The sequence below is a fragment of the Klebsiella sp. C349492 genome (assembly GCF_042055345.1).
GTDB classification, from domain to species: Bacteria; Pseudomonadota; Gammaproteobacteria; order Enterobacterales; family Enterobacteriaceae; genus Klebsiella; species Klebsiella scottii.
In genome coordinates, this window is the sequence record NZ_JANQCE010000011.1 from 25,134 (window position 1) to 51,397 (window position 26,264).

The following is a 26,264-nucleotide window of genomic DNA, read 5'->3' on the forward strand; positions in this document are numbered from 1 at the left end:
AGATTCATCATGGCAGCTCGAGGCGTGAATAAAGTCATTCTGGTTGGGCATCTGGGGCAGGACCCGGACGTGCGTTATATGCCCAACGGCGGCGCGGTGGCAAACCTGACGCTGGCCACGTCTGAAACATGGCGTGACAAACAGAGCGGGGAACTGCGCGAAAACACCGAATGGCATCGTGTTGTCATATTCGGCAAGCTCGCGGAAGTGGCGGGCGAATACCTGCGTAAAGGCGCGCAGGTCTACATCGAGGGCCAGCTGCGTACCCGCCACTGGCAGGACGATGCCGGGATCACCCGCTATGTCACCGAGGTGCTGGTCGGGCAGAACGGCACCCTGCAGGTGCTGGGTGGCCGTCGTGAGGGTAATCCGTCTGAGAGCACCGCCCCTCAGCAACCCGCGCAGCCGCAGAGTCCTGCCGCCCCGGCACAACCTGCTGAGGCTCCTGTTAAATCCCCGAAAACGAAGGGCGGTAAAAAAGCCCCACAGAGTGCCGCACCGTCTCAGCAACCCCCGCAGCCGTCCCCGGATGATTACCCGCCGATGGATGACAATGCCCCCTTCTGAATCATGATGAATACGCCCCGTTAACGGCGGGGCAGAAAAAGGAGATGCACATGAACCACAACGTTATGCCCCCTCTGAAATCCCTGCCAGACGGCACGTTCACCCGTGAACAGGCGTCAGAGGTGGCATCGCAGTATCAGAATGTGGCGATTGAAGACGATGAGGGTACCCACTTTCGTCTGGTTGTTCGTCGGGACGGCGAGATGATCTGGCGCGTCTGGAATTTTGAACCCGGCGGTGAGTACTGGATGAATCGTTATATCCAGAACTACGGGAAACGTAAAACGCAATAAGCAGTAAGAGGTGCCGGACAGGTGGGCTGTCCGGCAGACAATCATCAATATCAGAGAGGTATCAATTATGTCAGTCACCGAGTCTAAAGCAAAAACACCGGCAAAAACCAGCAAAAAAGCGGCTCAGGCTGCAGCCGCTGAAACCCTTAAAGCCGCACTGGAAGCCGCTACGCTTGAATATGTGCCCCTGTCCGGCCTGGTCAAATCGCCGCTGAATGTCCGTGTGATCCCTTACCCGGAGGCCAGCGTACGCAGCATGGCCACCTCCATCAAAGCTGTGGGGCTGTTGCAAAATCTGGTTGTCCACACGTTGCCGGACGGAAAATCTGGCGTAGCGGCAGGAGGTCGTCGGCGCGAAGGGCTCAACCTGCTCGCCAGCGAAAAGGAAATTGACAGCGAGTATCTGGTGCCGGTTAAGCGTGTCAGCGACGAGGTGGCGCGGCTTGTTTCTTTTATCGAGAACGATGAACACCTCGCGATGCATCCGGCTGAGCAAATCTACGCCTTTCGCGACCTTTCAGCTCAGGGGATGACACCTGAGCAGATCGGTGCCCAGCTGGGTTACGGTGGCCGCCACGTTAAGCGCATGCTCAAACTCGCCGGGCTGGCACCGGAGCTTTTGGCTCAACTGGCAAAGGATGAAGTCACGATTGAGCAGTGTCAGGCGCTGGCTCTGGAAAATGATCCGACCCGTCAGCTGCAGGTCTATGAAAACGTCAAATCCGCCTATGGCCATACCGCGCCATATCTGCTGAAAAGTGCGGTGACAGATCGGGAAATTTCATTAACCAGTCCTGATTTTGAGTATGTCGGGCGTGAAACCTACGAAGCTGCGGGCGGTATCGTACGTGAGGATCTGTTCAGTGCGGAAGAGGGGGAGGGTACAGCGGACAAGGTGCTGATTGAGCGCCTGATCCAGACAAAATTGACCTCGCTGGCCGTCGAAATACAGCAAAGCGAAGGCTGGGCGTGGTCACAGGCCCGTAGCGCTCCCCTGCGGGCATGGGGAGATGACACGAAGCATTTCCAGCTGAGCTCCGTCCCCGAAGCAAATTTCACCACTGATGAGCAGCAGCGTCTCGATGAGCTTTATGCCACACAGGCAGCGACCGAAACACACGATGATGAATACGCTATTCAGGCACTGATTGACGAAATGGAGAGCGCGGCCATCAACCGTGAATGGACGCCGGACCAGAAAGCAGAATGTGGCGTGGTGGTCAGCTTCTGGGGCGCGGAAGTGAACATTCAGCGCGGTGTCCGCCAGATTGCCCCGGAGCGGGAGGAGGATGAACAGGCTGACCGGAAAAAAAACACCGTCATCACTAAAAAAATTGAGGAACCCGTGGACAGCATCAGCGAACCACTGCTGAAAAAAATGTCTTCCGAGCGCACCCTTGCCGTTCAGGCTGCGCTGATGCTGCAACCACAAAAAGCCGTGGCGATGATGGTCTGGCGACTGTGTTCCTGCGTGTTTGACTACGGTGGCATGTCAGCCAGTCATCCCTTCGACATGAAAGTCACTGAGCATCATACATCCCTTGTCAGCGAATCTCCTGCCGGAAAAACCGGAAAAGCCTGGCAGACGCTGATGCAGGAAAAAGCACGCCTGCAGGCACTGTTACCGGAGGGCTGGTCGAAGGATTTCACCACGTTTTTCACCCTCGACGGGGAAACCCTGATGTCCCTGATGGCGTTCTGTACCGCCAGTTCAGTGTATGGCGTGCAGACCCGAACAATGGGGCATACCACCCGTAGTTACCTTGATGGTGTGGAAACAGCGATCGGCTTCGATATGAGGGACTGGTGGACACCGACCGCAGACAATTTCCTCAGTATGCTCAGCAAACAGCAGATTGTTAATGCGCTTAACGAGGCAGGAAGAACAGGTGCAGCAGCTGATGCCGGGAAAATGAAGAAAAAAGACGCTGCTGAGCATGCAGAGCATGCCCTCGCGGAGACCCGATGGGTTCCTGAATGGATGCTGCCACCGGCCACAGTGAAACCCGTCATCACTGATGATGCAGCAGACGCTGATGATCATACGGCTCACGCAGCCTGATAACGGAGACGCCGCCCTGCGGGGCGGCCATAAGGAGAAGAATATGAACACGATCATTACTACCGATGTCCTGAAAACCATGTTCGCCGGAGAGCTGGAAGACTACCGCGCCGCCGGTGAAGATTTTCGCCGTGAACTCACCCATGCCGTGATGCGGGACCTGTCCTGTCCGGCGAGCTGGGACGTCAACGGAGAATATAAAAGCGAGTTCGGCGGATTCTTTCCGGTACAGATCCGTTTTTCCCCCTCCCACGGTCATTTTGATGTGGCGGTCTGCAGTCCGGGAGAGCTGAGTGCGCGCTGGATTGTCGTCTTTGTGACCCGTGGCGGCCAGCCGTTCTCCGTTGTTCGTAGCATGGAAGTATTTAACCCGGAGTTGATCTCCCACACGCTGGCATTGATAGCGTGTCTCGATACTGACGGTTATTCGTTTGCCAGCATCATCAGTACCCTGGCACAGGAGGGCGCACAATGATCCCCTCATCCCATGCCATTGTGACCCTAAAACCGGCACGACAGGCTGCTTTGCAGGCCATCATGTTCGTGGAAGACGCTCAGTTACGGGGGGCGCGTTTGCCCTCAATGCCCCATGTCCGGACATTTTTGCGAATTTTGACCAGGAACAGCCGCATGAACACGGCAGTGGCGCAGCGCATTCCCGGCCTGAACTGGGACCCGAAGCATCGCCTGAGCAGCCTCAAACAGGTGGAGGAGGCGCTCGATGAACTGATTGCCAGCCACGGGGAATGCTGCCCGCTGCCGCTGCCGGTGGATGTTCAGGCCGAATTGTTTCCGGAGGTGCAGCACACACGGACAGAACGCCGGTTGCAACGCAGAAACATCTCGTTTACCCGTAAGATGCGCCGGGAAGAACGGGCGCTGGCGCATCACTGGCGGTTACGGCAGAACCTGTTGGGACAGGCAGTCACGGAGCTGAATTTTCAGTCGCCGGAGACGGTCAGCAACTGGTATCGCCGGTGGACCGACGAGTTTGACGCGCGGGAGCTGGAGCCTGCTTTCTGGCACTGGCGGTCGCGGTTTGCCTCGCTGGCCTCCCTGGACTGGCTGCGTGACGCGAAGGAGCCACTGTACGGGGTCATTCATGAAATCGGCTTCATCGTGAGTGACTCCCCGGAGGCTGTCCGTCAGGCGGAACGCTGGCAGGTACCCAACAAACTGGCGCTGCAGAGGCGAGCGGTATGAGAAACAATCCCTGGAAAACAGAGTTGAAAGTGGCCCGCAGTCAACGCAACAAGCTGCAAACCATGTCTGCCCGCCTGACAGAGATGACCTGCGAATGGGACGGACTCAGTGGCTGGCTGGAGACCGAAAGCGAGCGACTGGTTGAGAGTATCGATCAACATATTCAGGCGCTGGATGAGCAAATCCGGGACTGGCGCAACGGGCGCAGTGACAGGGAGGTTGAATGAGTATTGTCAGCAGGCAATTCGATAAAAAGGAAGCCGGTACCGTGTTTCGCCATGCAGTATCAGGAAAACTGTTATGTCGGCTTGATGCAAAGCTGACGCGGGATGACTGGATGCTGTTACACGGTTTGCTCAGTCTGGTGTACCGGGCAGGCATGAGTACCGGCAGTGAACAGCGGGCTGCAGAGATAAGGGAAGCTCTGGGGTATACGGCGGAGAACGAACAGAAAAAAGTATGAGGATATAGCCTTTTTTCAGATGGTTAGTCCTGGGTACATAATGGACTACACGGTATAATGGCGACGGCGCTTGAGGCTTTTTGCCTCACGACGTGCAGGTGGTTTGTTACCGTGTTGTGCGGCAGAAAGAAGAAAGCCCCGTAGGAAGTTAATTTTCATTAACCAACCACACGAGGCCATCTGCTTGACTAGACACCAACAGAATAGCCTCTTAGCAGCCGCAAGGCAAGGAGATGAAGGCTATGAAACTGCCACGAAGTACCCTGCTATGGTGTGTATTAATAGTGTGCCTCACACTGCTGATATTCACTTACCTGACCCGTAAATCGCTCTGCGAAATCCGGTACAGAGACACGAGCAGGGAGGTGGCGGCTTTTATGGCTTACGAATCCGCTAAGTAGCCAACCCCGGCGGGGGGAAACTCCCGCCATTCAGGGGCTGAGACTGTCTGGACAGGCCTGAAGCGCCTTTATGAAGGGGTTGCCGGTTCGCCGGTAGCCCCTTTTTCCCCTTCTGAGCAACCGCATGCATGAACCGCAGAAGGGCAGTTCCCCTTCGGGGAACGGGGCAGGGCGGCAGTGCCTCCGGCTCGGCCGCTCTCTTCCCTGCCCGTGCGACAAATGTGATATATGGTAATGCTAATGTACGCGTCCGTTAGCATTAATTTCGGGGACTTATTCCTCCTGCTTTCTGGCTGTGCGAATACCGGCCTGATAGTGCTTCCTGACGCTTTCAATATCGCTGAGGGTAGAGGCCCAGCAGGAGTGTGCTGCCAGTCGGTAGCGCTCTGCCACTTCACTTATGACAGAGGGCGAACTGTCACGGCTGCGGTGAATGCGACCTTTCTGGCCAAAGGTCGCCACAATAATATTCTGACTTCCTGAACGACCAAAAAGGGCGGTACACAGGCGTTTCACCACAAGGGGCGTGAAGTCCAGATCGACACTCTCCGCAATCTCAAAAATGAAGGACAGCATCCGGTAAGTTTTGTATCGCTTCACTGCTGCACTCAGGCGGGCTGCACGCTGCGGGTAGTCCCAGGTATCGTCACGATAGCGGAGCAACTCGGTGTCATAATCTCCGGCCAGGTCGTTACGTGTGTAAGAAAAATGACTGAAAAAATGGGCGCGTGCCAGCTCTGTTGATGAGTCATTTGCCACAGGACACTCCGTTAATTAACGCTAATGTATGCGTACGTTAGCATTAATTATTGTGCTTTGCGACAGATAACGGGCTCGTTTCTCATCTCCGTTTTGCTTCTCAAGGGCTTAGCAAAGAGGGGCTGAACCATAACCAAAGGCAGGGCAATGGACCCCTTCGGCTCCTGACCAGCTGCGCTGTCCAGTCGTCGAGCCACACTCCGCCAGGGCAGCTGCTGCGCACCTGCCGGGCTCCGCCGAACCCGCGGGGCGGTTTCGGGCCTGACGGCTAGTGTCTGATGTCTGACGTCAAGGTCAACGGCAGCGCTTGCTGCGTCCGTTCCGGTCGCGCCGCTTTCACCGTGCCGGCGATAAAGCTGCCGGCACTCTGATGGCGCCACGCCGTTCCGCCGTGTCGGGTGTGTGCATCCTGTTCCCCCGGTGAGGCCATCTCCCTGTCCGTTCTCACGCGGAGGGCTGGTCGTAGCACCGTCGTGTTGTCATCCGAAGGGTAAAGTGAACGCCGCCAAAACTTTTTGCCTGGGACCGCAAAAACTTTTGTCTGCGCCCTTCTCCTGCCACCCCGCCGTTGCTCCTTTGCCCTTTGCCGCGAGAGAACTCACCAGGGAGATGGACAACCATCACCACTTAGGAGAAAACCAGAATGCACACACGAAACGTCAACGTCAAAACCGCCGCTCAAGAATCTTCCAGGAAGATGGGGGGAAAACCCGTGTCATACACGATCCTCATTGCGGAGACGAAAAAAAACGTAGAGGAAGAACATGATGTCATGGAATTCAGCAGCCTGATGGCGCTGAAAAAATATCGGAGAAGCTATCCAGAAAAAATGGGCTTCAGCTATTTCTACGCGCTCAGCAGCGGCATTGATAAGCAGTTCCGTCATATCAACGTGGCAGAAGCTGATCACTTCAAACAGTTTGTGCGCCTGATTGAGCGAACAGGCTTCGATATCTAGGACATCAGTTCATTTGTATCGGTGCGGGAGAGTGATCGTGTCAATGACACTCGGTGAACCGCACCCCTGGCAGCTCAACGGGGGAGGGTTGTAAAAGACTGAAAACCAGACAAGAGGAAAAACAGGATGAGTACACGAAACACCAACATCAAACCCGCCGCACCAGAATCTTCCCGGAAGTTGGGGAAAAAAATTGCACGGATTATCGATCGTGGACACTACAACATGGCCTGTTCGCAGGAAGCTCATGCACACTACGGCGAGAAGTTCACACGTACCGATGCCTTTCTGTGCTTCATTCGTAGCGTACTGTCTGAATTTTTTAAAAAATTCTGAATCATAAACATCGACGCACTGAACACTGTATTACCTGAAGTTGCGTTTTTGGCGTTGATTTTCAGCCTTTAATCTGAAGAGCAAATCCGGTGCTTACGCCTGATAAGAGCTAACTTAGCTTAAAAGCTAAGTTAGCTCTTGAGCTAAGTTAGCTTTTAAGCTAATATATTGAGAGTTAATCAGGGAACGAATTAAATGTTTACTATCATTTTTCATGATGAAGCTGAAAAAGAGTTTGTTGCCCTGCCTGCTGCGATCCGTGCAAAAATGTCGCGCATACTCATGAAGCTGGAAGCAAACCCTCGCCAGCTTCGTGAGCCAGACACAAAGCCGCTTGGGAACGGTCTTTTCGAAATACGGACAATGGGTACTGATATCGCGCGTGGACTTTGGGTGTATCAGAGCGGAGAACGCATTTTTCTGCTCCGGATTTTCATCAAAAAATCGCCCAAAACTCCTCCGGGAGAGATAGAGCAGGCACTTCGCAGATTAGAGGAGATGCAGAATGAAATATAAAACCCTTAGCCAGATACATGCCGAATCGATGAGCGATCCTGAATACAGTGCGGCATATGAGGCCGAAGAATCCTCAGAGCAGCTTCAGGAAACATTAGCAACATGGCGAAAAGAGGCCGGGCTGACGTCGGCACAGGTTGCAGAGCGTATGGGTATCAAAGCACCCACTATCTCGCGTATAGAGAAGAACGCTTCACGGATGAGCATCCAGACGCTGATTCGTTATGCCAGAGCCTGCGGCGTTAACTTCAAAATTCAGCAGGTTTAACGATAAAGGGCGGGAATTCCAGGTGCCCTATGATGGCAATCTGACTCGCCCTGGTGGGTTCCTGTTTCTGCACCAGACACTCTGCCCGGTGCAATACTCTTATTCCGTTGACCTGCCCGACCGCTGAAAAAGGCCGCGCGCCTGCGGCGCAAAATAATACCGGCTGCGCTGACGCGCCGCCGGTATTAATATCGCGCGTTTTTATCTCCTCTCTTTTATTTTCTTACCGCCGCTTTCTGGCCATCTTCTTCCTGCTGTTTTTCTTTCTCGGTATTTATTTCGCTTTGCTGAAAATAATGCTTATTTCCCTGGGCGTACTGAATATGGCCACCTTCGGCTCCCGATCAGCTACGCTGCTCAGTCGTCAGCCCCACTCCGCCAGACAGCTGCTGCGCACCTGTCAGTCTCCGCCGAACCCGCGGGGCGGTTTCGGGCTAACGCTAGGGTCTGATGGCTAACGTCAATGGCACGCTTGCTGTATCCGTAAACGGATACGCCGCTTTCACCGTAGCGAAAATATTCGCTACTCTGAAGACCGTAACGATAATTCGTCTGGCGACCAATTTCCGTTACGGGTTGTGTGCATTCTCATCAGCTGTATCTCGTCCGTTTTCATCATTTCGCGGAGGGCTGCTTCTAGCATCAACCGCTAAATAAATACAGGGGTAAATGAACGCAAAGCGCCCCTGTATTTATTCATCGCCCGCTGCTCATTGCCCTTTGCCGCTCAGTGATGAAGTCGAACGAAACAATAAACCGCTAAGGAGTAAACCAGAATGCACACACAAAACGTCAACACCGCCACTCGAGAATCAGCCGAACAATTTAAAACAGATAAATATCATCGCTACTGTGTGACTGACAGTGAAGAGCGAGAGGATTTTATCCAGGCACTTTTTTTTACCCCGTCTGCAATAAATATGGCAGCCAGCTGGTTACGCCAGTATTCGGATTACAGTAACGGCGCATGGGATTACTGGATTATTCCGCAGGGTGTCGGTGGGAATGTGGCACCGAACCGGATTCAGTTCATTACAACACAGACGGGATATATTGCGCCGGCAGGTGAACAGTATTACAGAATGGTGATACCCGAAAATAATTTTGATAGCGACGTGAGTGCAGATGCTGCCGGGATCATCTCCACGCTGATGATAATGAACTGGTTGTCCTGGCAGGTTGCGGATATGGGGGCGGGATATACCCATGTATGTAAACATCTCATTGCCCGACAGGATGCGCTGAAAAGTTATCTCAGCATTATTCATCATCCGGAGAGTCATTTAATCTTGCGAGCAATTGATTGATTTCAATCTTAACATAAAGACCTCTTGATTGAGGTCTTTATCGTTGTGTCGGCTGAACCTGGCCCGCTTTGTTATTCGCCTTAATAGCCCGGTAAATGGCCTCGATCTTCCTGGCATACTGCAGACGTCTCATGGCCTGCTTGTCCGTTCTGCTAAACCCCGCATTGTAAGCTCCGACAGCCTCCCAGCTCACTCCCCATTTTTTAAACGCCAGTGCCAGGTAATAGGCGCCGGTGTAAATGTTCAGGCAGGCGTCCGTCAACAGGTGATCCGGTTTTATTCCAAAGCTCGACAGTTTTTCAAAATGCTGTGAGTCAATTTGCATCAGTCCTGAACCGTAGCCGGAGACAGGATTCTTTCCGATAGCGTCAATTTTGAATTTTGATTCCTGCCAGGATATAGCCCTGAGCAGATCCGGGTCGATTTTGTAATCGCGTCCGGCAAGGGTAAAACAATCAGCAGCGTGGGCGGTAAACGAGAATACAAAAAAAACGGCAATGATGATGTTCCGCATCCTTTTCCCCTCCAGGGTCGATTCCTGGAAATACGTTAACCCATCCCAGACACGGACTCAACAAATATGCACTCCTCACCACAAAATCACCACACCCCACGCAAAATTAAAATTTTGCAGATTTATCTTTTAAACCATGTGGTTAGTTCTTATTAAATTTCACTATGTTTCATTATGTAATATTAAAGCGATTCAGAGACGATTCATAATCGATTCACTAGTGACTTATGCGTGAGTCAGTAATGAATCAAGCTAGTTGAAACCTGACTTTAATGGCGGATTGACTCTAGATTCAATTCGTGATGTGATTCGCTACATGAATTGCAATTTTATTAGATGAATCTAGGGTTGGCTCACGAATTGAATCGTCAGTGAATCGTCATGTCTTCAGTTATAAAATTAAAGCTAGACATCCATTCTAGAATAAGGATTTATCATGGCAAAGATACAGGCATATGTTAGCGATGAGGTCGCTGAGAAGATTAATGCCATCGTGGAGAAACGGAAAACGGAGGGAGCTAAGGAGAAGGATGTTAGTTTCTCCAGTGTTTCTACTATGCTTCTGGAATTAGGTTTGAGAGTCTATGAGGTTCAGATGGAGAGAAAAGAGAGTGCCTTTAATCAGATGGCTTTTAATAAAGCACTTTTAGAGTCCGTGATGAAGACTCAATTTGCCACAAACAAAATATTAGGTATCTCTTCACAAAGCCCGCACATCATAGGAAATCAAAAATTCGAATGGCGGTATATGATTGAGAACATACGTGAAGATACTCAGCAGGCAGTACAGGCGTTCTTTCCTGACTTAGATGAATCGAATGAAGATAATGATAGTTAATTATCGATAATGAAGTTGATTAATCTAAAATATAATAAATAAGAGCGGAATGATCTGCGTTTTTTTAGTGACAGGGAAGTGGGCTGCATTTATCATTGTTTGAGAGACCAGTGGTCTCACAAAATTTGAGAAGCGCTGATGTGAAGGGTTGGCCCCCTTCACATCAGCTGTCCATAGAATCCTGTTAAGGAGGCTCCTATGTGTTCGATGGATCGTATTGAAAACACCCCTCGTAGTCAATTGGATTTCTTTCGAGAATTGCAGTCGACTGTCGATCTTTCCAGTCATCCTGCCTGTATCAGGCTGCGTGATGGTTCTTTCTCTCATTGCAATCATTCCTTTTCTACAACTTTTCTTCCAAATATTGAAGTTAACACTTGGTTTAAAAATATTGAAATTGCTTCTTCTTTACGTCTTTCAGCGCTTGATGCTGAAATCTACTCGGTAGGGCAACAAGTATTCATTGAGGAGAATTTATCAATCAATGGAGAAAGCTGGGATTTTATTATTGAAAGAATGACATTTGGAAATATTGAGTTTTCTTTATGGAAATTTTGCCATTTTCAAAGGGGAGGGTTCTTACTTTCTCCTGTTCGTTCTAATTTTGTGAAAAAAATAAATGCATTCAAAAATGCAATTGGTTTATTGAGTGAGGTTCAACTTGAAACACTTGCCTTATATTCTTTTGGTGCGTCTCATCATCACATATCAGAAATATTGAATATTGCTGAGGGAACTTCAAAAAACAGAATAAACAGAATATACGCCAGGTTACCTATCCAATCTAAAGAAGATGTATTCTATTTGATTTATGCAAGCGGCATGGCCTATTCATTTTTCAAAGTTACAAATGAAATAATTTCAAAGCGTGTTAATAAGCTGTTAAATAAACGGTGACTTTTAGGATATTGTAATATCACGAATATTTTGTGAGACTATTACTATTGAAATTTCGAATGGAGGTGTATGTGAGGAGAATGAATACTCGTCCAGCATTAGGGCCGTGTGTAAGTCTAAAAGTCGATGAGGATACTCACCAAAAGCTGCTAAATGCAAAAGAACGAAGTGGACGAAGTAAAGCTGGGGAGGTTGTATTAAGAATCAGGGATCATCTTTCACGATATCCAGACTTTTATCCTACGGTGACGTATCAAAATGTAAGCTTTGGTCCTGTTGTCATGGCTCGATTTGATGATGAGACAAATAAAAAACTTATCGCAGCCAAGAATAAAAGCAACCGAAGCAAATCGCATGAGGTGTTTCTACGGTTGCAGGACCATCTTGAACAGTTTCCGGATTTTTATAACTCAGAATCAATTGAACCAGGAGGTAAGTAGACCAGATATTTAAAATTTAACATCAAGTTAAGACAGGTAGTTCGAATCAACCATTCTATTTAAAGGAAATAATCATGAATGCTGTATTAAGTTTACAGGGTACTGCTGTATTTGAAGAAGCTAAGCCGTCTTTTATCTCACGCGTTTTCAATAAAAAGACAGCTCTGAAAGTGACCAAGGCTGCGCTGCCGTTGGCTGTTCTGGCGTCGTTCTTCCCGGACGTTGCTATGGCCACCACCACCGCAACAGACCTGATGAAATCCGGTGATACCACAGTTAAAGGTACCTTCGGTAAATCATCCAGCGTGGTCAAATGGGTTGTTCTGGCAGAAGTTATCGCGGGCGGCATCATGTACATGATGACCAAAAACGTGAAGTTCCTGTTCGGTTTTGCCATCATTTCGACCTTTATTACCATCGGTATGTCGGTCGCAGGTTACTAACAGGGTAAAGGTGATGACGGGAGACGAATTAAAAAAATACCGTTTCCCGGAAACACTGACAAACCAGTCCCGCTGGTTTGGTTTATACCTCGATGAACTTATCCCGGCCGTCATTTGCCTCGGCTGGGGTTTTTGGTCCAGTAAGTTCATATTTGGTATGGCTGCAGCGGCACTGGTTTTCTGGGGTATTAAGAAACTGAAAAAAGGACGGGGCAGTACCTGGTTACGTGACCTTATTTACTGGTATCTGCCGACCTCCCTTCTTAAAGGATTTTTTCACGATATTCCGGACTCCTGTTTCCGGCAGTGGATCAAGTAAACGGTGGGGAAATAATTATGGAACACGGCGCACGACTCAGTACTACCCGTGTTATCGCAATAGGATATGTGTGCCTGGGAGCGGTCGCCGCTCTTAGCCTGACGACGAATATCATTCAGGGGATTAATAACTACCGCCTGCAGAACGAACAGAAGGTGGCTATTACTCCCATGCTGTTCAATGCGCCTTTCGCTGTTTCTCAGAACCAGGCGGATGCATCCTATCTTGAACAACTGTCCCTCAGCTTTATTGCTTTACGCCTGAACGTTACACCTGAAACTGTGGATGCGCAGCATGCACAGCTGATGAAATACGTTTATCCCGCCTCACAGAACAGCCTGAAGGTTCAGCTGGCTGAAGATGCGAAACGGATAAAAGATAACAATGTGAACGCCACCTTTTATATGACGTCAATTCGATCGTACCCGGCCGAAAATCGTGTCGATATCCGGGGGGAACTGAAAACATGGATCGGCGATTCATCTCCATATACTGAAATCCGTCACTATGTTCTGCAGTTTTACCGTATGGATGGCATCAGCTGGTTATCCCGCTTCGGGGAGATAAATAATGAAAAAAATTAAGCCGTTATTATTTATTTCCGGATGCGTTTTTTTTATGGCGCCGGCGATATCTGCAACACTGAGCGGTACGCTGGCACCGACTGTTGTACCCCTGGCCAACGGCGGACAGGCGAACATCGCTGTTAGCAATACTGACCCAAACCTCTTCACGGTACCTGGCGATCGGATCACTGCCATTAACAGTCTGGATGGCGGGCTGACGAACCAGGAGCAAACCGACAGTGGCGGAGCGATCCTTGCTACGGTCAGCAAAAAACCGTTCACGTTTATTGTGGAAACTGAGCGCGGCCTGAACTTTTCTATCCGTGCTGTGCCGCGCGCCGGAGTGGGCAGGACTATCCAGCTGGTATCCGAGCTCATTGGTACACCCGGGCCGGCAAAATCGTGGGAGGAATCCAACCCGTATGAAAGCGTCCTGGTTTCGCTGAACCGCGCTGTTCGCCAGGGGCAGATCCCTGATGAATACCAGTCTATCCCTGTCACATCAGAAGTGTTATCCGTGCCTGCCGGCCTTCGCGCCACGGCCGCCCGGGTCTGGACCGGTCACCACCTGAAAGTTGTCCGGTATGACGTTGAAAACGTGACGCTCTCGGCACGCGCCATCCGGGAAAGCGATTTCTGGCAGGCGGGAACGCGGGCCATCATGCTCAGTGGCTCCGTGGGCCAGCTGGTTGGCGGTGGCCGCCTGCAGGTCTGGGTCACTACGGCAGAGGAGTCACGTTGATGGCCAACTTTAATACGCTAATCAAACGTAAACAGTACCTCTGGCTGGCCCTCATTCTTGTCGGTGGTGCATGTGCGATTGCTGGCGGGATGTATCTGTCCGACCTGAATATGAGTTCAGAAGAAGAAGCCCCCGCGCAGGGAGAGCCGGCACCGGATATGACCGGGGTGGTTAACAGCGAATTCAACACTAAAGTGGAGCAACATGCGACCACAGAAATGCAGGCCACTGCAGCGGATCTGAATAAGCGATTTGGAGACCTGCAGGGGGAAGTGGATTTGCTGAGTAAGGGCCGTGCCAGCGATCAGGTCCGTCTCGAAAAACTCACCAATGAAAATGCGGCCATGCTGGAACAGCTGAAGGTATTGGGCGTCAAACCCGCGACCTCCGGCGGAGAACCTGCCCCGGTTCCCCCGTCACCGGCCCCTGGCCCCGAAGGTGAGCCGCAGCCGGCAAATTTCCCCGCGCAGTCTGGTGGCGCAGTACCTCCGCCAACGGCGTTTTATCCTGGCAATGGCACCGTGCAGGCTCCACAGGTCAGCTATCAGTCCGTGCCGGTACCGAATCAGATACAGCGCAAAACGTTCAGCTATGACCGCGGTAAGAAAACGAAGTCACTGCCGTACATTCCGTCAGGCAGCTTTGCCAAAAGCAAGCTGATCGAAGGTGCTGATGCCAACGCTTCCGTTACCGGGAATGAATCAACCGTACCGATGTCGCTGAGAATCATTGGGCATGTGGAAATGCCGAACAGCAAAACCTATGACCTGACTGGTTGCTTTGTCGGCCTCGAAGCCTGGGGGGACGTATCGAGTGAGCGCGCCATCGTTCGCACCCGCAATATCAGCTGTATCAAAGGCGACAAAACCATCGACCAACCCATTAACGGCCATGTTTCGTTCATGGGCAAAAACGGCATAAAAGGGGAAGTGGTGATGCGTAACGGAAAAATCCTCGGCTGGGCCTGGGGGGCTGGGTTTATTGACGGGATTGGTCAGGGGATTGAGCGAGCTTCGCAGCCAGCTGTTGGTCTGGGTGCCACAGCCTCCGTTGGCGCCGGTGATGTCCTGAAAATGGGGATTGGCGGCGGATCATCGAAAGCTGCACAGACGTTAGGCGATTACTACATCAAACGAGCTGAGCAGTATCACGCGGTGATCCCGATCGGCGCGGGCAACGAAGTCACCATAGTGTTTCAGGACGGTTTCCAGCTGAAAACCATTGAGGAGCTCGAAGCGGAGAAGAATGGCCAGCAGCAGGCGCAGAACCAGGAGCAACCCGAACAACCTGAGAGCAGGTCACAGCAATCCGGCGGGAACCTGAATGGTTTTAATACCGATGAGATGCTGAAGAAACTGGGCAAGCTCGACCCGCATCAGTTCTCGCCGGGCGCAATGTCGGGGGGCGAAAACTCAGGTCAGTAAGTCAGGGCATGAACAAGGGTTAATCACCGTAAATAACCCACAAAGAATATAAAGGGGAATATATGAAGGAATTAATACTGTTAATTCCTCTGGGCAGCGCTTTGCTCTTAACTGGGTGCGCGGGAACAGAGTCAGATTTTGAATGTAATGCCACAACATCCGATACCTGCATGACGATGGAGCAGGCGAATGAGAAAGCGAAGGCCCAGGAGGAAAACTCGTCAGCAAAGCCGGCTGCGGCCGGGTTGCCACGACTGGCTGACGGAAATTTTAGAACGACGTCGCCAAACTCATACCCGCTGCCGCCGCAGCCAGTAATTAATCCAGGGCGTAATACAGCGCCATCTGTGACGGTGAGTAATAAATCCGGGTTCCTGAATACGGTACCGGTCAATCATGATGACGTCCTGAGAACGCGGACCGCTCCGGTATATATCAGGCCGGTTAGTCCCAGTACTTATACCTCTCCGTCTACAGTGCCCGGTAATTATCCAAGGCCATTAAGAAAGGGTGAGCAAACAGCGTCATTATGGATAGCGCCTTACGTTGATTCCGATGATGTCTATCACCAACCCACAACGGTTGTATTTGTGGTTACGCCACCGGCATGGGGCCAGCCCCGCATTAACTAATCAACAGCGCCGTTAAAGGCGCTGTGAATACTGAATGAATACCGGATTTAAAACGAGTGCCCTGTGCGTTGAAAGGGATGGGCGGTAGCGTGTTTTCTGGCACGGTTATTGAACTTAAATGGCTTAATAGAGGGGTTTGGTAAGCAAGGTATGTCCGATAAAATTATATATTTATTATCTGGGCTGTCAGGGTTGTTGATAATGGCATTGTTTGTTTACCAAGGATCTCAATCTGGCAATGAAGATTTAATTAAGGAGGGTAAATACTGGTCGACTGACTGCATTCTGAAGGAGGTTGACATTCCTACCGGGTTTTTAACCAGTAACATTAATCGACTGGACTGCTCCGGGGTCATTGTAAATGTGATGACAGATAAGTATGACAGTGCAGTATCCGCTTATAACAAATCAAAATAGTAGAGGTGAAGAATGGTTAAATTTAAAGACTTTGAACACGACAGAGATGAAAAAGATCGGCGGTATTGGGATTATGGCGAAAGTCAGGCACTTGTTAATATGAATGAATGGATTGGAAGTAATGATATTGAAGTGGTCACCGTTGAAACCATGGTCACTGTTCGGGGGAGTGTGGCCAGTACGTTTAGCATGTTTAATGCATTTAGACTTTGGTATAAAGAAAAATAAATAACCTTCTATAAGGAAATGACAATGCATACATTTATTTTTTTATTGTTAATTATGCAGCCTGGTGGCCATAGCAGTTGGACCATTACTCCGATGCCCAATACTGATGTTTGTATGAAAATGCTGAAGGCAGTCGAGGCCCGTGGTGGGCGTGGGGGAGGGGACAATAAAGGCGAATGCATTGAAATCAAAACCAGTGAGCCTTTGAATGATGCGATGGATACACTAAAAGGAGGCAGGCAATGAGAGCCTACTATCTGGAGGGTAATAATATTGCCTGGCTTAATGGTGTGTGCTTATTGCTTATCCTTATCGGGGTTGTCGGGGCACTGGCCATGTTTGTTATTCCTGAAAAAATTAATTTGCGAGTCAACAGAGGTAATACATTTATCTTTAGTGTGCTTATAACGTTGGCTGCGTTTGCCATGCTTATCGTCTTCTTAAGTAGGTCATTCACGATGGATGAGCTTGAGGCAGGAAGGCACTGGAAAAACGACTGCAAGCTACTGGAGGTAAACATCCAGACAGGTTCATCTCCTACTTCTGTAAACAAACTGGACTGTGTCGGCATCATCATTAATGTGCCGAGGATTCAGTATGATGAGTATATCCGCCAGTGGGAGCTGTATAAGGTTAAAAATAAATGAAGATATTTTTTTTAAAGCTTCCCTTGATTTTTATATTAGTTTGCATCCCTGGTGCGTTACTCCTTTACAAGGATTATCTTGAAACACAACCAGCTACTCCAGAACAACTGAGCGAAATTTCGAAAGAAACACCCTGTGCGGGTAAAGTATTACAATTGGCCCTTGAATCTAACGATGATGATTCATCGGAACCGTTAACTCTCGGTTACGCAAATGAACTCGCGTCAGGGTGTAAAGAAAAAGAAAGACTAATGGAAAGCAAAAAAATCCGTGAGGGTGAAATGACTACATTCCGCGAAAAACAGCTGAAAGCTCTGAACGGTATCACTAAATGAAAGAGGGGATGAAAATGGTGTTTATCAAAAATAATAGGTTTCTGCTTGTTCCTACAGTGTACTGGCTCATCTATCTTGGCGTCAGATTAGCTTATAATGGGCTGGCGGGAGAGTACGCGCCTGATTTCATTAAGAGCATTAGTCATGATGGTGTGTTTATTATCTGTAGTTTAATTGTTTTTTATATTGCTTGTTTACGAATTAAAGGCAGTGGTAGTGAAATCTCAGCAGTACTCTTCTGGTCTATTATCGGTTTTCATGTGGCCGCGTTAGTTATTACGTTTCTTATCTGTTTATGGCAAGGGGCGATTTTGTGGGGTGTTATTTTCATCTGGCAATTGGGAGCCTCAATGTTATTGCTGTTTTTTATCCCTGCTTACCTTTTTCTGCGGTGATTAAATCGTTAATGCTGATATTTTCACGATAATCTGTTTTCTATTTTAGATGGTTAATTTACACCCTCATTAAGGAACGCTCGCATGAGTAATAACCTGATGGATACCGTTGCTCAGGCCGTGAATTCGCTTGTGTCTGCACTTAAATTGCCCGACGAATCCGCTAAAGCCAATGACATGCTGGGCAGCATGAATTTCCCGCAGTTCAGCCGGGTTTTGCCCTATAAGGATTATGACTCTGCGACCGGACTGTTTATTAATGCTAAAACCGTCGGTTTTATGTTTGAGGCCCGGCCTTTACCGGGCGCTAACGCGCATATCGTGGCCTCGCTGGAAAACCTGCTGCGAACCAAACTTCCCCGCGGCGTGCCTGTGACCATTAATCTTATCTCGAGCAAGCTGGTCGGGGACGATATTGAGTATGGGTTACGGGAGTTCAGCTGGAGTGGTAAACAGGCAGAGAAATTCAATGCCATTACCCGGGCTTACTATCTTCAGGCGGCAGAAAAACAGTTCTCGCTGCCACCGGGTATGGATTTACCGTTGACCCTGCGTAATTACCGGGTATTTATCTCCTGCTGCGTGCCCCGAAAGAAACATTCGAAAGCGCAGATTGTTGAGCTGGAGAACCAGATAAAAATCATCCGGGCTTCCCTGCAGGGGGCGCAAATTCCAACGCGGATACTGGATGCCCAGGGGCTTGTCGATATCGTGCGCGAGCAGGTGAACCCTGATCCAGGTGAAATGTACCGTAAGCCTTACAAGCTGGACCCGTACCAGGACCTGAATTATCAGTGTGTGGATGACAGTTTTGATATGCAGGTCACCGCAAACCACCTGAAAATTGGCCTGCTGGACCGCAACGGTAAAGAGAAAGTCACCCGGGTCACCAATTATCATCTGGCCCGTGATCCGGAGATCGCCTTCCTCTGGACCAACGCGGACAACTACGCCAACCTGCTGAACCCGGAGCTCTCCATTTCCTGCCCGTTTGTCATCACGCTGACGTTAATGGTGGAGGACCAGGTGAAGACCCAGAACGAGGCCAACCTGAAGTACCTCGATCTGGAGAAAAAAAGCAAAACCTCCTATGCGAAATACTTCCCGTCCGTGGAAAAAGAGGTTCAGGAATGGGGGGACATCCGCCAGCGGCTGGCAACCAATCAGTCCTCGCTGGTGAGTTACTTTTTTAATGTCACTGCTTACACCGACGATAACGCCGAGGCCTCTCTGGCTACCGAGCAGCAGATCCTCAACAGTTATCGTAAAGGCGGCTTTGAGCTGCTGCCCGCACGTTACCACCACCTGCGAAACTACCTGGCCATGCTGCCGTTTAAATCCGGTGAGGGGCTTTTCAAAGAGCTTCAGGCCGCAGGCGTCGTCAAGCGGGCAGAAACCTTTAATGTGGCCAACCTGCTGCCGGTTGTTGCGGACAGTCCGTTAGCGCCAGCCGGATTACTGGCGCCCACCTATCGCAACCAGCTGGCGTTCATCGACCTGTTCTATGAGGGAATGAACAACACCAACTTCAATATGGCAGTTTGCGGTACCTCCGGCGCGGGTAAAACCGGCCTTATTCAGCCACTGATCCGCAGCGTGCTGGACTCAGGCGGTTTTGCCTGGGTATTCGACATGGGTGATGGCTATAAGTCCTTGTGCGAGAACATGGGCGGGGTTTACCTCGACGGTGACTCTCTGAAATTCAACCCGTTTGCCAACATTCTGGATGACGCCAATTTTGACCTGTCGGCAGAGCGTATCCGCGACCAGATGTCGGTGATGGCGAGCCCGAACGGCAACCTGGATGAGGTGCATGAAGGTCTGCTGCTGCAGGCGGTGCAGGCGGCCTGGCTGAGTAAGCGCAATAAGGCCCGTATCGATGATGTGGTCGATTTTCTCAAAACGGCGAAAGAGAGTCAGGAGTATGCCGAGTCACCGACCATCCGCAGTCGCCTGGATGAAATGATTATCCTGCTTGACCAGTACACAGTCGGCGGGATTTACGGTGATTACTTCAACTCCGATGAACCGTCATTGCACGATGATGCACGGATGGTGGTCCTCGAGCTCGGTGGCCTTGAATCGCGGCCTTCTCTGCTGGTTGCGGTGATGTTCTCGCTGATTATCTATATCGAAAACCGGATGTACCAGTCCCCGCGCAGCCTGAAAAAACTCAACGTGATTGATGAAGGCTGGCGATTGCTGGACTTCAAAAACGAAAAAGTCGGCACCTTTATTGAGAAGGGATACCGCACCGCGCGCCGCCACCTGGGGTCATATATCACCATCACCCAGAACATCGTCGACTTCGACTCACCCACCGCATCCAGTGCGGCCCGCGCGGCCTGGGGTAACTCCTCGTACAAAGTCATCCTTAAACAGTCTGCCAAAGAGTTTGCCAAATATAACCAGCTCTACCCGGATCAGTTTGCGCAGATGCAGCGGGACATGATTAACAGCTTTGGCTCAGCCAAAGATCAGTGGTTCAGCTCTTTCATGCTGCAGGTGGAGGCACATACGTCCTGGCATCGTCTGTTCGTCGATCCCCTCAGCCGCGCAATGTATTCCTCAAGCGGTAAAGACTTTGAGTACATCAAAGGGCGCAAAAAGGAGGGGACCGACATTCACGACGCGGTGTATGACCTGGCCTGCAGGAATTTCCCGGAGGAGATGGCGATCCTGGAAGCCCGAATTTCTGATGAAAACGTAAGGAAAGTAGCCTGATGGAAAACAACACAGAGCAGCAAGCCGGCACGACGTTCTTCACTTTTCGTCGGAGCCTAGTGCTTATTCTGCTGGTCAGCCTGGTCCTGACAATAAGCGCCGGCATGACGCGGCTTATGCTGACGTACACCACACCGCGGGTGGTGGCTTTTAACATGAAAAAAACGCTGGACAGTTTTATGGACAGCGTCAGCCAGAAACAGCTGTCTGAGGCGCAGTCGAAAGCGCTCTCAGAACGTTTTAACGCTGCGCTGGAGGAAAGCCTGGCCGACTATCAGAAAAAGAATCATGTCCTGATCCTGGTTTCACCGGCCGTGGTTCAGGGCGCACCCGATGTGACCCTGAAAATCCAGACCGACATTGCCACCCGAATGAAGGGAGCGCGGGAATGAAACGCACCGGTATTGCCTTGCTGGCGTTCTGCCTGATGTCACCGGGGGTGCCGGCGGCTGACCTCGGAACCTGGGGTGATCTGTGGCCGGTTCAGGAGCAGGACATGCTGACGCTCATTACTCAGCGTCTTGAGGCGTTACAGAAGTCGGGGAAATGGGCGCAGGAAATGGCGTCTTTCAAAGGCCGCGTGATTGAGCACAGCCAGCGACCGGCGCCGGTTGAGGGGATAGGGAAAGCGGATAAGTATGCGCAGCGCTGGTTCGACCCCAGTATCCGGCTGACTGAAGACCTGAAAGATCACAACGGGCGGGTATTCGCGCGCAAAGGCGACGTCCTGAATCCGCTGAAAACGGTCCCCTTTATGCAGACGCTGTACTTTATCGACGGTGACGATCCGGACCAGGTCGCCTGGATGAAACGGCAGGTCCCCGACACCCTGATAAGCAAAATTATTCTGGTGAAAGGCAGCGTACCGGATACGTCAGTGGCGCTCGATGCCCGAATTTATTTCGACCAGAACGGCGTGCTTTCAAAACGGTTCGGCCTGACCAGTGTGCCGGTGCGCATTACCCCGGCGCCCTCTGGTGAGCGGATGAACATCGAGACGTTCCCCGCTCATCAATAAGGATGTTGACGTGAAACCTTTACTTCTTTTCTTCACCGCCGTGCTGTTGTGGGGGCAAAGTCTGAATGCCTTTGCCGACCCGTCCTGCGAAGGCCGCTTTGTTAATCCGATTTCAGATGTGTGCTGGCAGTGCATTTTCCCGATGTCTATCGGCAGTGCCTCTGTGGCGGCCGGTGGCGGCCCGGACACGGTGAACCCGGCCAGCCCTATTCAAACCTGCCCCATGCCGCCGCCCATTTTTTACCGTATCGGGATGGCGATCGGTTACTGGGAGCCAATGGCCATGACGGATGTCAGCCGCTCTCCGGGCTGCATGGTGAATATGGGCGGGTTTAGCCTAAACCTGGGCAAAACCGGGATGGGAACCGCGAAAAAGGACGATAAGCAGGTCAACGGGGCCTTCTATCACGTGCACTGGTACAAATATCCGCTGACCAGCTGGCTTAGCATCATTACGTCGGCAGGATGCCTGCAGGGCGGAGATATGGACATTGCCTACCTTTCGGAAATTGACCCGACCTGGGTGGACAGCAGCCTGACCACTATTCTGAACCCCGAAGCCGTATTGTTTGCGAACCCGATAGCCCAGGGCGCCTGTGCCGCTGACGCCATTGCCAGCGCATTCAACAAGCCGCTGGACATCCTCTTCTGGTGTGCCGGCTCTCAGGGCTCGATGTACCCCTTTAGTGGCTGGGTCAGTAATGAATCCAGTCCGCTGCAGTCATCGCTGCTGCTGAGTGAACGCATGGCCTACAAGCTCCACCGGCAGGGGCAGATCCTGGAGACCGTTGGTGCCGATGTCGCGGTCTGTTACGAATACCCGTCACCGATTATTCCCAAGGAGCGCTGGCGGTACCAGATGGTGAATATGTACCCCGACAGCGCGCAGTGCCATCCCCTGGGGCGAACGGTCACGCGCTGGGAGGTCGGGAAAAACCCGCCGATTACCCGAAAGAACTTCGGCTATCTGATGTGGCGAAAACGTAACTGTGTCTACTGAAAGGAGTCTACTGTGAAATTACTGAACATACTGACGGTGATGCTGTTACTGACCCGTACCGTCGCCGCGACAGAGGGCGCAGTCTCGTCAGACCCGATGGCGGCAGATCGTCAGTGGCTTAAGCAGCAGGAGGATTTCAGCGAGCAGTTGCGCCGGCAACCGGATAAGGCGCTGCAGCAGGAGCTTGAAGCTCAAATTAGCCGTAACCCTCTTACCCGTTCGGATCAGCAGTTCATCGATAATCTGGCCAGCCAGCAGCGGGAGTCGACCCGGGATAAACCAGCGGAAGGTGCTGTGTATTTCATCTCCTTCTCAATACCGGACGAGGGGTTAAAACGGATGCTGCATGAAACCCACCGCTACGGTATTCCCGCCACGCTCCGGGGGCTCGTCAATAACGACATGAAAGCCACCACTGATGCGGTGATGGGATTGGTTAAAGCGGGGATCACCGAAGGGGTGCAAATCGATCCGACGCTCTATTCACAGTACGGCATCCGCAGTGTTCCCGCGTTGGTTGTACGCTGCAAAGCCGGCTTTGATGTTATACAGGGCAACATCCGCCTGAAGCAGGCTCTGGAGAAGGTCGTTGAGAAAGGGGATTGTGCAGACACAGCCCGAAAATTGCTGGGAGGTGCCTGATGAGATCACTCCCCCTGATCCTGATGCTGCATATGTTTGTGCTCGGGACATTTATCTGGTTTACGGTACCAGCCTGCGCTGACAGCACGTCCGATTACAAAGCCGGCGCTGATTATGCGAAGCAGATACAGGGAAGCGGGACTGACTCGCTGAAGAACTTCAACGGTGCTGACACGCTGCCAGGGTATACCAGCAAACCGGCGCAGACGAAGTATTACGGCGGTGTCTCAGCCAGTGGTGACAGTAATCTGAAAAGCGACTCTGCAGCCGAATGGGCCAACAGTGATGTGGGGAACAGCATCACGGAGTCGTTTACTAACAGTCCCCCGGACAGTATTTCGGCCGACGCGCCGTTCATTCAGGCGGCGAAAGAGACCGAGTCCAGAGCGGATTCGATTGTGGGGAATACCGGTCAGGCCTGTAAGGCACAGGTAGTTAATCGCAGCGAGTTTACGAACCAGACGTGCGAGCGGGATTTGCAGGTAGAGAACTTCTGCACACGGGAGGCGACGCTGAAAGACAACGCCACGACGCAAAAGGTGAACCGCACGTATCAGCAGGCCGTCCCGCTGTCCTTCACCCGAAACAGCAACCGATGGGACGGGAAACTGACGATCCCGTCTACAGGACGCCTGTTAAGCGTTTCCATTGATGGAGAACCTCTTCCCATTCCCTGGATTGACGAGTGTGACAGCGAGGGAACGGTAAGAGATAGCTGCAAGATTGCTGTCAGCGAAAAAATCAGCCTCTTTGATAAAACGTTCCCTGTCGACGTGATGACCTGGCCCAACACGATGACGACGTGTTCTGGCGGTCAGAATACGCACTGTACCCACCATTACTACGATGGTACCGGGAAAATTCATCAGTCTTTCAGCATGGACCGCAATGTGGCTGCCGGACAGACCGTTGCGGTCACCAAAACGTCGAAAACCCAACCGTCAGTGAATGTTAAGTCCATTCAGGTGACGGTCATACTGGTTATGGAAGAGACGGAAACCGTGTTTGCACCAGAGGTGGTCTGGGTTGAAAGCTGTCCGTTCAGCAAGGACGAGGGCACGAAAACTGGCGAAGAATGTATCAGCCCGGGCGGGACAAAAACTCTCAACCTCGGCGGGAAAGAGTACACCTTTACGGAGGCCTGCTGGAAATATAAAGACACCTGGCTGACTCAGCCGGCGGATAACGGCTCCTGTGAAAACCTGATGAGTAATGCGGCATGCACGTTGTCATCACGCCAGTGCGCGTTCAGCGCGGAGGACGGGACCTGTCTGCACGAGTATGTCACGTTCTCCTGCGAAACCCGGACCAGCGGAAAGCAGATGGTTTGTGGTGGCGATATGTTCTGCCTCGATGGCGAGTGCGATAAAGCGGTCAGCGGCACGAACAACAGCTTTGGACAGGCGGTTTCTGAGCTCGCGGCGCTGGCGGCGGCAGGGGAGGATGTTGCTAAGTTGAACGGCGTGGATGTGAAGGCGTTCACCGGTAAAGCGAAGTACTGCAAAAAATTCGCGGCCGGATTCAGTAACTGCTGCAAAGACAGTGGGTGGGGGCAGGACGTTGGCCTGGCACGCTGCAGCAGCGAAGAGAAGGCACTGGCCAAAGCAAAAACGAACAAGCTGACGGTCAGCGTGGGGGAGTTTTGCTCGAAGAAGGTATTGGGGATCTGCCTGGAGAAGAAACGCAGCTACTGTCAGTTTGACTCCAAGCTGGCTCAGATCGTTCAGGAACAGGGCCGCAACGGACAACTGCATATTAGTTTCGGGGGCGCCAGCAGCCCGAACTGCCGGGGGATCACGATGGCTGAACTCCAGGGCATTAACTTTAACCGGCTGGATTTTGCGAACTTCATGGAGGATTTAATGAATAACCAAAAAATCCCGGATAATGCGGAACTGACAGAGAAAACAAAACAGCGAATTAAAGAACTTCTCACGCAGTCATCATCCAAATAAATAAAGGAAAGTAAACATGAAAACACATGACCTTTTTAATAAGTTGAGTAAAGGAAAAGTACTTTATCCGTTTATCCTGGTCTTTATCGCATTAAGTGCGATGTCGTGGCTGAGCACCGGCGCGATGCCAACGTTAAAACCCGTCGTGCTCTTTATTATTATCCTGGCGACTCCGCTGATGATGGCCTTGCTGGCCATGACACGTGGGGCGCTGATGTTCTTCCTGGGTGCGCTGGTCACCCAGGTTACCGTCGCCATGCTGGTCACGCTGTTTACCGCGCACAGCCTATCCGCGGCTGCTGGATTTGGTGCCGTTTCTATTGTCATCTACGTCCTCATCACGGGGTTCAGTGATGAAAAGGCCGACGTCGGTAAGGAGGATAAAAGTGATAGTTAGCTTTGCTAAACATCCTAGCGTGGACTTCTGTGTAAGGTTGCTACTGACAGCCGTTATTATTTCCCCCGTGGTTTACTTTTCCTGGGTCGCGGTTATTGGGACCACGGCCAGTGATTATATCGCGAGTGTCATTTTTATTTTTGCTACGGGGTTTATCTGGTTTTTGCTTAATCTGTTTTTATCGGTCTTTAAGGTGCCATTGAAAAAAACGAAATAGGGAGTGGAAAGCATGGAGGAGAAAAAAGCGTACGGTCTGGTTATGACGTTTGTCGCGGTGTTTGTCGTTTTTCTGGCCAGCGTCATGTCTTACAGCTTGTGGCGGGATAAACAGATTAATGCGTTTATGGCCACCAACCGGGCCTGGGGTATTCAGTGTGACAGGAGCTCGCAGGCTGCGTGGGTTATCAGGAACGGCGAGCGTACGGCATTAGAAATGAATAATATGACACTGTACTGCCACGGTTTCCGGTTTGAGGGACGCACTGACCCTGAAACGAAAACAGTCAACCTCGATAAATACACCGTTTATCAACATATTTCGCGCCTGCCGAATTAATT

38 protein-coding genes are annotated in these 26,264 nt (G+C 51.2%); 36 read left to right on the plus strand and 2 right to left on the minus strand.

Annotated elements, in window-relative coordinates; translation table 11 throughout:
- Nucleotides 1-9: 9 nt before the first annotated feature.
- The 8 genes from ssb to NWP14_RS26550 all read left to right on the plus strand — a co-directional run bounded on the left by ssb (nucleotide 10) and on the right by NWP14_RS26550 (nucleotide 4,989).
- Complete coding sequence (gene ssb / locus NWP14_RS26515; RefSeq protein ID WP_115191624.1) at nucleotides 10-567, plus strand: single-stranded DNA-binding protein; 558 nt, start codon at nucleotides 10-12, stop codon at nucleotides 565-567.
- A gap of 50 nt (nucleotides 568-617) precedes the next feature.
- Complete coding sequence (locus tag NWP14_RS26520) at nucleotides 618-860, plus strand: DUF905 domain-containing protein (RefSeq protein ID WP_064349741.1); 243 nt, start codon at nucleotides 618-620, stop codon at nucleotides 858-860.
- A 67-nt stretch (nucleotides 861-927) separates the two neighbouring features.
- A complete protein-coding gene (locus tag NWP14_RS26525) occupies nucleotides 928-2,922 on the plus strand; it encodes a ParB/RepB/Spo0J family partition protein (protein ID WP_064349739.1) in 1,995 nt (664 codons plus the stop codon).
- 43 nt (nucleotides 2,923-2,965) lie between these two features.
- Nucleotides 2,966-3,397 (plus strand): conjugation system SOS inhibitor PsiB, encoded by a 432-nt coding sequence (psiB, locus tag NWP14_RS26530; protein ID WP_064349758.1) that lies wholly within the window; start codon nucleotides 2,966-2,968, stop codon nucleotides 3,395-3,397.
- Nucleotides 3,394-4,125: a plasmid SOS inhibition protein A gene (locus NWP14_RS26535; RefSeq protein WP_375216242.1), complete on the plus strand. Its 732-nt coding sequence runs from the start codon at nucleotides 3,394-3,396 to the stop codon at nucleotides 4,123-4,125. Before psiB ends, NWP14_RS26535 begins: the two co-directional genes overlap by 4 nt.
- Nucleotides 4,122-4,352 (plus strand): hypothetical protein, encoded by a 231-nt coding sequence (locus NWP14_RS26540; protein ID WP_115191622.1) that lies wholly within the window; start codon nucleotides 4,122-4,124, stop codon nucleotides 4,350-4,352. Before NWP14_RS26535 ends, NWP14_RS26540 begins: the two co-directional genes overlap by 4 nt.
- Nucleotides 4,349-4,588: a hypothetical protein gene (locus tag NWP14_RS26545; protein ID WP_187305456.1), complete on the plus strand. Its 240-nt coding sequence runs from the start codon at nucleotides 4,349-4,351 to the stop codon at nucleotides 4,586-4,588. The genes NWP14_RS26540 and NWP14_RS26545 overlap by 4 nt, the downstream gene beginning before the upstream one ends.
- Before the next feature lie 242 nt (nucleotides 4,589-4,830).
- Nucleotides 4,831-4,989, plus strand: a complete 159-nt coding sequence (locus NWP14_RS26550; RefSeq protein WP_115191630.1) for a type I toxin-antitoxin system Hok family toxin — start codon at nucleotides 4,831-4,833, stop codon at nucleotides 4,987-4,989.
- A 273-nt stretch (nucleotides 4,990-5,262) separates the two neighbouring features.
- Here the strand turns inward: NWP14_RS26550 and NWP14_RS26555 are convergent, their stop codons facing one another.
- Nucleotides 5,263-5,748 (minus strand): cytoplasmic protein, encoded by a 486-nt coding sequence (locus tag NWP14_RS26555; RefSeq protein ID WP_115191621.1) that lies wholly within the window; start codon nucleotides 5,746-5,748, stop codon nucleotides 5,263-5,265.
- Nucleotides 5,749-6,391: 643 nt separating this feature from the next.
- Between NWP14_RS26555 and NWP14_RS26560 the strand changes: the two genes are divergently transcribed.
- The 5 genes from NWP14_RS26560 (at nucleotide 6,392) to NWP14_RS26580 (ending at nucleotide 9,133) form a co-directional block, all read left to right on the plus strand.
- Complete coding sequence (locus tag NWP14_RS26560) at nucleotides 6,392-6,706, plus strand: hypothetical protein (RefSeq protein WP_064349727.1); 315 nt, start codon at nucleotides 6,392-6,394, stop codon at nucleotides 6,704-6,706.
- 126 nt (nucleotides 6,707-6,832) lie between these two features.
- Nucleotides 6,833-7,042: a hypothetical protein gene (locus NWP14_RS26565; protein WP_064349726.1), complete on the plus strand. Its 210-nt coding sequence runs from the start codon at nucleotides 6,833-6,835 to the stop codon at nucleotides 7,040-7,042.
- A gap of 195 nt (nucleotides 7,043-7,237) precedes the next feature.
- The gene (locus NWP14_RS26570) at nucleotides 7,238-7,558 is read left to right on the plus strand and encodes a type II toxin-antitoxin system RelE/ParE family toxin (protein ID WP_064349725.1); all 321 of its coding nucleotides are present in this window, start codon (nucleotides 7,238-7,240) and stop codon (nucleotides 7,556-7,558) included.
- A complete protein-coding gene (locus NWP14_RS26575) occupies nucleotides 7,548-7,826 on the plus strand; it encodes a helix-turn-helix transcriptional regulator (protein ID WP_077265715.1) in 279 nt (92 codons plus the stop codon). The genes NWP14_RS26570 and NWP14_RS26575 overlap by 11 nt, the downstream gene beginning before the upstream one ends.
- Nucleotides 7,827-8,602: 776 nt before the next feature.
- Nucleotides 8,603-9,133, plus strand: a complete 531-nt coding sequence (locus tag NWP14_RS26580) for an antirestriction protein (RefSeq protein WP_064360985.1) — start codon at nucleotides 8,603-8,605, stop codon at nucleotides 9,131-9,133.
- A 37-nt stretch (nucleotides 9,134-9,170) separates the two neighbouring features.
- Here the strand turns inward: NWP14_RS26580 and NWP14_RS26585 are convergent, their stop codons facing one another.
- Complete coding sequence (locus NWP14_RS26585) at nucleotides 9,171-9,647, minus strand: transglycosylase SLT domain-containing protein (RefSeq protein ID WP_064349718.1); 477 nt, start codon at nucleotides 9,645-9,647, stop codon at nucleotides 9,171-9,173.
- Between the two features lie 436 nt (nucleotides 9,648-10,083).
- Here NWP14_RS26585 and traM point away from each other — a divergent pair, with 436 nt between their 5' ends.
- From traM to NWP14_RS26700, 23 genes are all read left to right on the plus strand, one after another.
- Nucleotides 10,084-10,485, plus strand: a complete 402-nt coding sequence (gene traM / locus NWP14_RS26590) for a conjugal transfer relaxosome DNA-binding protein TraM (RefSeq protein ID WP_064360986.1) — start codon at nucleotides 10,084-10,086, stop codon at nucleotides 10,483-10,485.
- Between the two features lie 198 nt (nucleotides 10,486-10,683).
- Nucleotides 10,684-11,382 carry a conjugal transfer protein TraJ gene (locus NWP14_RS26595; RefSeq protein WP_227629319.1) on the plus strand — a complete coding sequence of 233 codons (699 nt, stop codon included), beginning with the start codon at nucleotides 10,684-10,686 and terminating at the stop codon, nucleotides 11,380-11,382.
- An 80-nt stretch (nucleotides 11,383-11,462) separates the two neighbouring features.
- Nucleotides 11,463-11,822 (plus strand): TraY domain-containing protein, encoded by a 360-nt coding sequence (locus NWP14_RS26600; RefSeq protein ID WP_077266358.1) that lies wholly within the window; start codon nucleotides 11,463-11,465, stop codon nucleotides 11,820-11,822.
- A 74-nt stretch (nucleotides 11,823-11,896) separates the two neighbouring features.
- Nucleotides 11,897-12,265 carry a type IV conjugative transfer system pilin TraA gene (traA, locus tag NWP14_RS26605; RefSeq protein ID WP_064360988.1) on the plus strand — a complete coding sequence of 123 codons (369 nt, stop codon included), beginning with the start codon at nucleotides 11,897-11,899 and terminating at the stop codon, nucleotides 12,263-12,265.
- A gap of 13 nt (nucleotides 12,266-12,278) precedes the next feature.
- Nucleotides 12,279-12,584: a type IV conjugative transfer system protein TraL gene (gene traL / locus NWP14_RS26610; protein ID WP_064349709.1), complete on the plus strand. Its 306-nt coding sequence runs from the start codon at nucleotides 12,279-12,281 to the stop codon at nucleotides 12,582-12,584.
- A 17-nt stretch (nucleotides 12,585-12,601) separates the two neighbouring features.
- Complete coding sequence (traE, locus tag NWP14_RS26615) at nucleotides 12,602-13,168, plus strand: type IV conjugative transfer system protein TraE (protein WP_064349707.1); 567 nt, start codon at nucleotides 12,602-12,604, stop codon at nucleotides 13,166-13,168.
- A complete protein-coding gene (traK, locus tag NWP14_RS26620) occupies nucleotides 13,155-13,892 on the plus strand; it encodes a type-F conjugative transfer system secretin TraK (protein ID WP_064360989.1) in 738 nt (245 codons plus the stop codon). Before traE ends, traK begins: the two co-directional genes overlap by 14 nt.
- Complete coding sequence (traB, locus tag NWP14_RS26625; protein WP_064360990.1) at nucleotides 13,892-15,316, plus strand: F-type conjugal transfer pilus assembly protein TraB; 1,425 nt, start codon at nucleotides 13,892-13,894, stop codon at nucleotides 15,314-15,316. The genes traK and traB overlap by 1 nt, the downstream gene beginning before the upstream one ends.
- Nucleotides 15,317-15,378: 62 nt before the next feature.
- Nucleotides 15,379-15,948: a type IV conjugative transfer system lipoprotein TraV gene (gene traV, locus NWP14_RS26630; protein ID WP_072351833.1), complete on the plus strand. Its 570-nt coding sequence runs from the start codon at nucleotides 15,379-15,381 to the stop codon at nucleotides 15,946-15,948.
- A gap of 429 nt (nucleotides 15,949-16,377) precedes the next feature.
- Complete coding sequence (locus NWP14_RS26635; protein WP_241723817.1) at nucleotides 16,378-16,593, plus strand: hypothetical protein; 216 nt, start codon at nucleotides 16,378-16,380, stop codon at nucleotides 16,591-16,593.
- Between the two features lie 24 nt (nucleotides 16,594-16,617).
- Nucleotides 16,618-16,839 carry a hypothetical protein gene (locus tag NWP14_RS26640; protein ID WP_064360991.1) on the plus strand — a complete coding sequence of 74 codons (222 nt, stop codon included), beginning with the start codon at nucleotides 16,618-16,620 and terminating at the stop codon, nucleotides 16,837-16,839.
- Complete coding sequence (locus tag NWP14_RS26645) at nucleotides 16,836-17,240, plus strand: hypothetical protein (protein WP_375216243.1); 405 nt, start codon at nucleotides 16,836-16,838, stop codon at nucleotides 17,238-17,240. The genes NWP14_RS26640 and NWP14_RS26645 overlap by 4 nt, the downstream gene beginning before the upstream one ends.
- Nucleotides 17,237-17,575 carry a hypothetical protein gene (locus NWP14_RS26650; protein ID WP_064360993.1) on the plus strand — a complete coding sequence of 113 codons (339 nt, stop codon included), beginning with the start codon at nucleotides 17,237-17,239 and terminating at the stop codon, nucleotides 17,573-17,575. Before NWP14_RS26645 ends, NWP14_RS26650 begins: the two co-directional genes overlap by 4 nt.
- The gene (locus tag NWP14_RS26655; protein WP_371823029.1) at nucleotides 17,572-17,970 is read left to right on the plus strand and encodes a hypothetical protein; all 399 of its coding nucleotides are present in this window, start codon (nucleotides 17,572-17,574) and stop codon (nucleotides 17,968-17,970) included. Before NWP14_RS26650 ends, NWP14_RS26655 begins: the two co-directional genes overlap by 4 nt.
- Nucleotides 17,971-18,054: 84 nt before the next feature.
- Entirely contained in the window at nucleotides 18,055-20,694 is a 2,640-nt protein-coding gene (gene traC / locus NWP14_RS26660; protein ID WP_064360994.1) for a type IV secretion system protein TraC, read from the plus strand.
- Nucleotides 20,694-21,086, plus strand: coding sequence for a type-F conjugative transfer system protein TrbI (gene trbI / locus NWP14_RS26665; RefSeq protein WP_064360995.1), 393 nt, complete (start codon nucleotides 20,694-20,696; stop codon nucleotides 21,084-21,086). Before traC ends, trbI begins: the two co-directional genes overlap by 1 nt.
- A complete protein-coding gene (gene traW / locus NWP14_RS26670) occupies nucleotides 21,083-21,712 on the plus strand; it encodes a type-F conjugative transfer system protein TraW (RefSeq protein WP_064360996.1) in 630 nt (209 codons plus the stop codon). Before trbI ends, traW begins: the two co-directional genes overlap by 4 nt.
- 40 nt (nucleotides 21,713-21,752) lie before the next feature.
- Complete coding sequence (gene traU / locus NWP14_RS26675; protein ID WP_233428435.1) at nucleotides 21,753-22,712, plus strand: conjugal transfer pilus assembly protein TraU; 960 nt, start codon at nucleotides 21,753-21,755, stop codon at nucleotides 22,710-22,712.
- A 12-nt stretch (nucleotides 22,713-22,724) separates the two neighbouring features.
- Nucleotides 22,725-23,354 carry a type-F conjugative transfer system pilin assembly protein TrbC gene (gene trbC / locus NWP14_RS26680; protein WP_064360997.1) on the plus strand — a complete coding sequence of 210 codons (630 nt, stop codon included), beginning with the start codon at nucleotides 22,725-22,727 and terminating at the stop codon, nucleotides 23,352-23,354.
- Nucleotides 23,354-25,309, plus strand: a complete 1,956-nt coding sequence (traN, locus tag NWP14_RS26685) for a type-F conjugative transfer system mating-pair stabilization protein TraN (RefSeq protein WP_064360998.1) — start codon at nucleotides 23,354-23,356, stop codon at nucleotides 25,307-25,309. The genes trbC and traN overlap by 1 nt, the downstream gene beginning before the upstream one ends.
- 16 nt (nucleotides 25,310-25,325) lie before the next feature.
- Entirely contained in the window at nucleotides 25,326-25,706 is a 381-nt protein-coding gene (locus NWP14_RS26690) for a hypothetical protein (RefSeq protein ID WP_064360999.1), read from the plus strand.
- Nucleotides 25,663-25,923 (plus strand): conjugal transfer protein TrbE, encoded by a 261-nt coding sequence (gene trbE / locus NWP14_RS26695; RefSeq protein ID WP_227629323.1) that lies wholly within the window; start codon nucleotides 25,663-25,665, stop codon nucleotides 25,921-25,923. The genes NWP14_RS26690 and trbE overlap by 44 nt, the downstream gene beginning before the upstream one ends.
- A gap of 12 nt (nucleotides 25,924-25,935) precedes the next feature.
- The gene (locus tag NWP14_RS26700; RefSeq protein WP_064361001.1) at nucleotides 25,936-26,262 is read left to right on the plus strand and encodes a hypothetical protein; all 327 of its coding nucleotides are present in this window, start codon (nucleotides 25,936-25,938) and stop codon (nucleotides 26,260-26,262) included.
- Nucleotides 26,263-26,264: the final 2 nt, after the last annotated feature.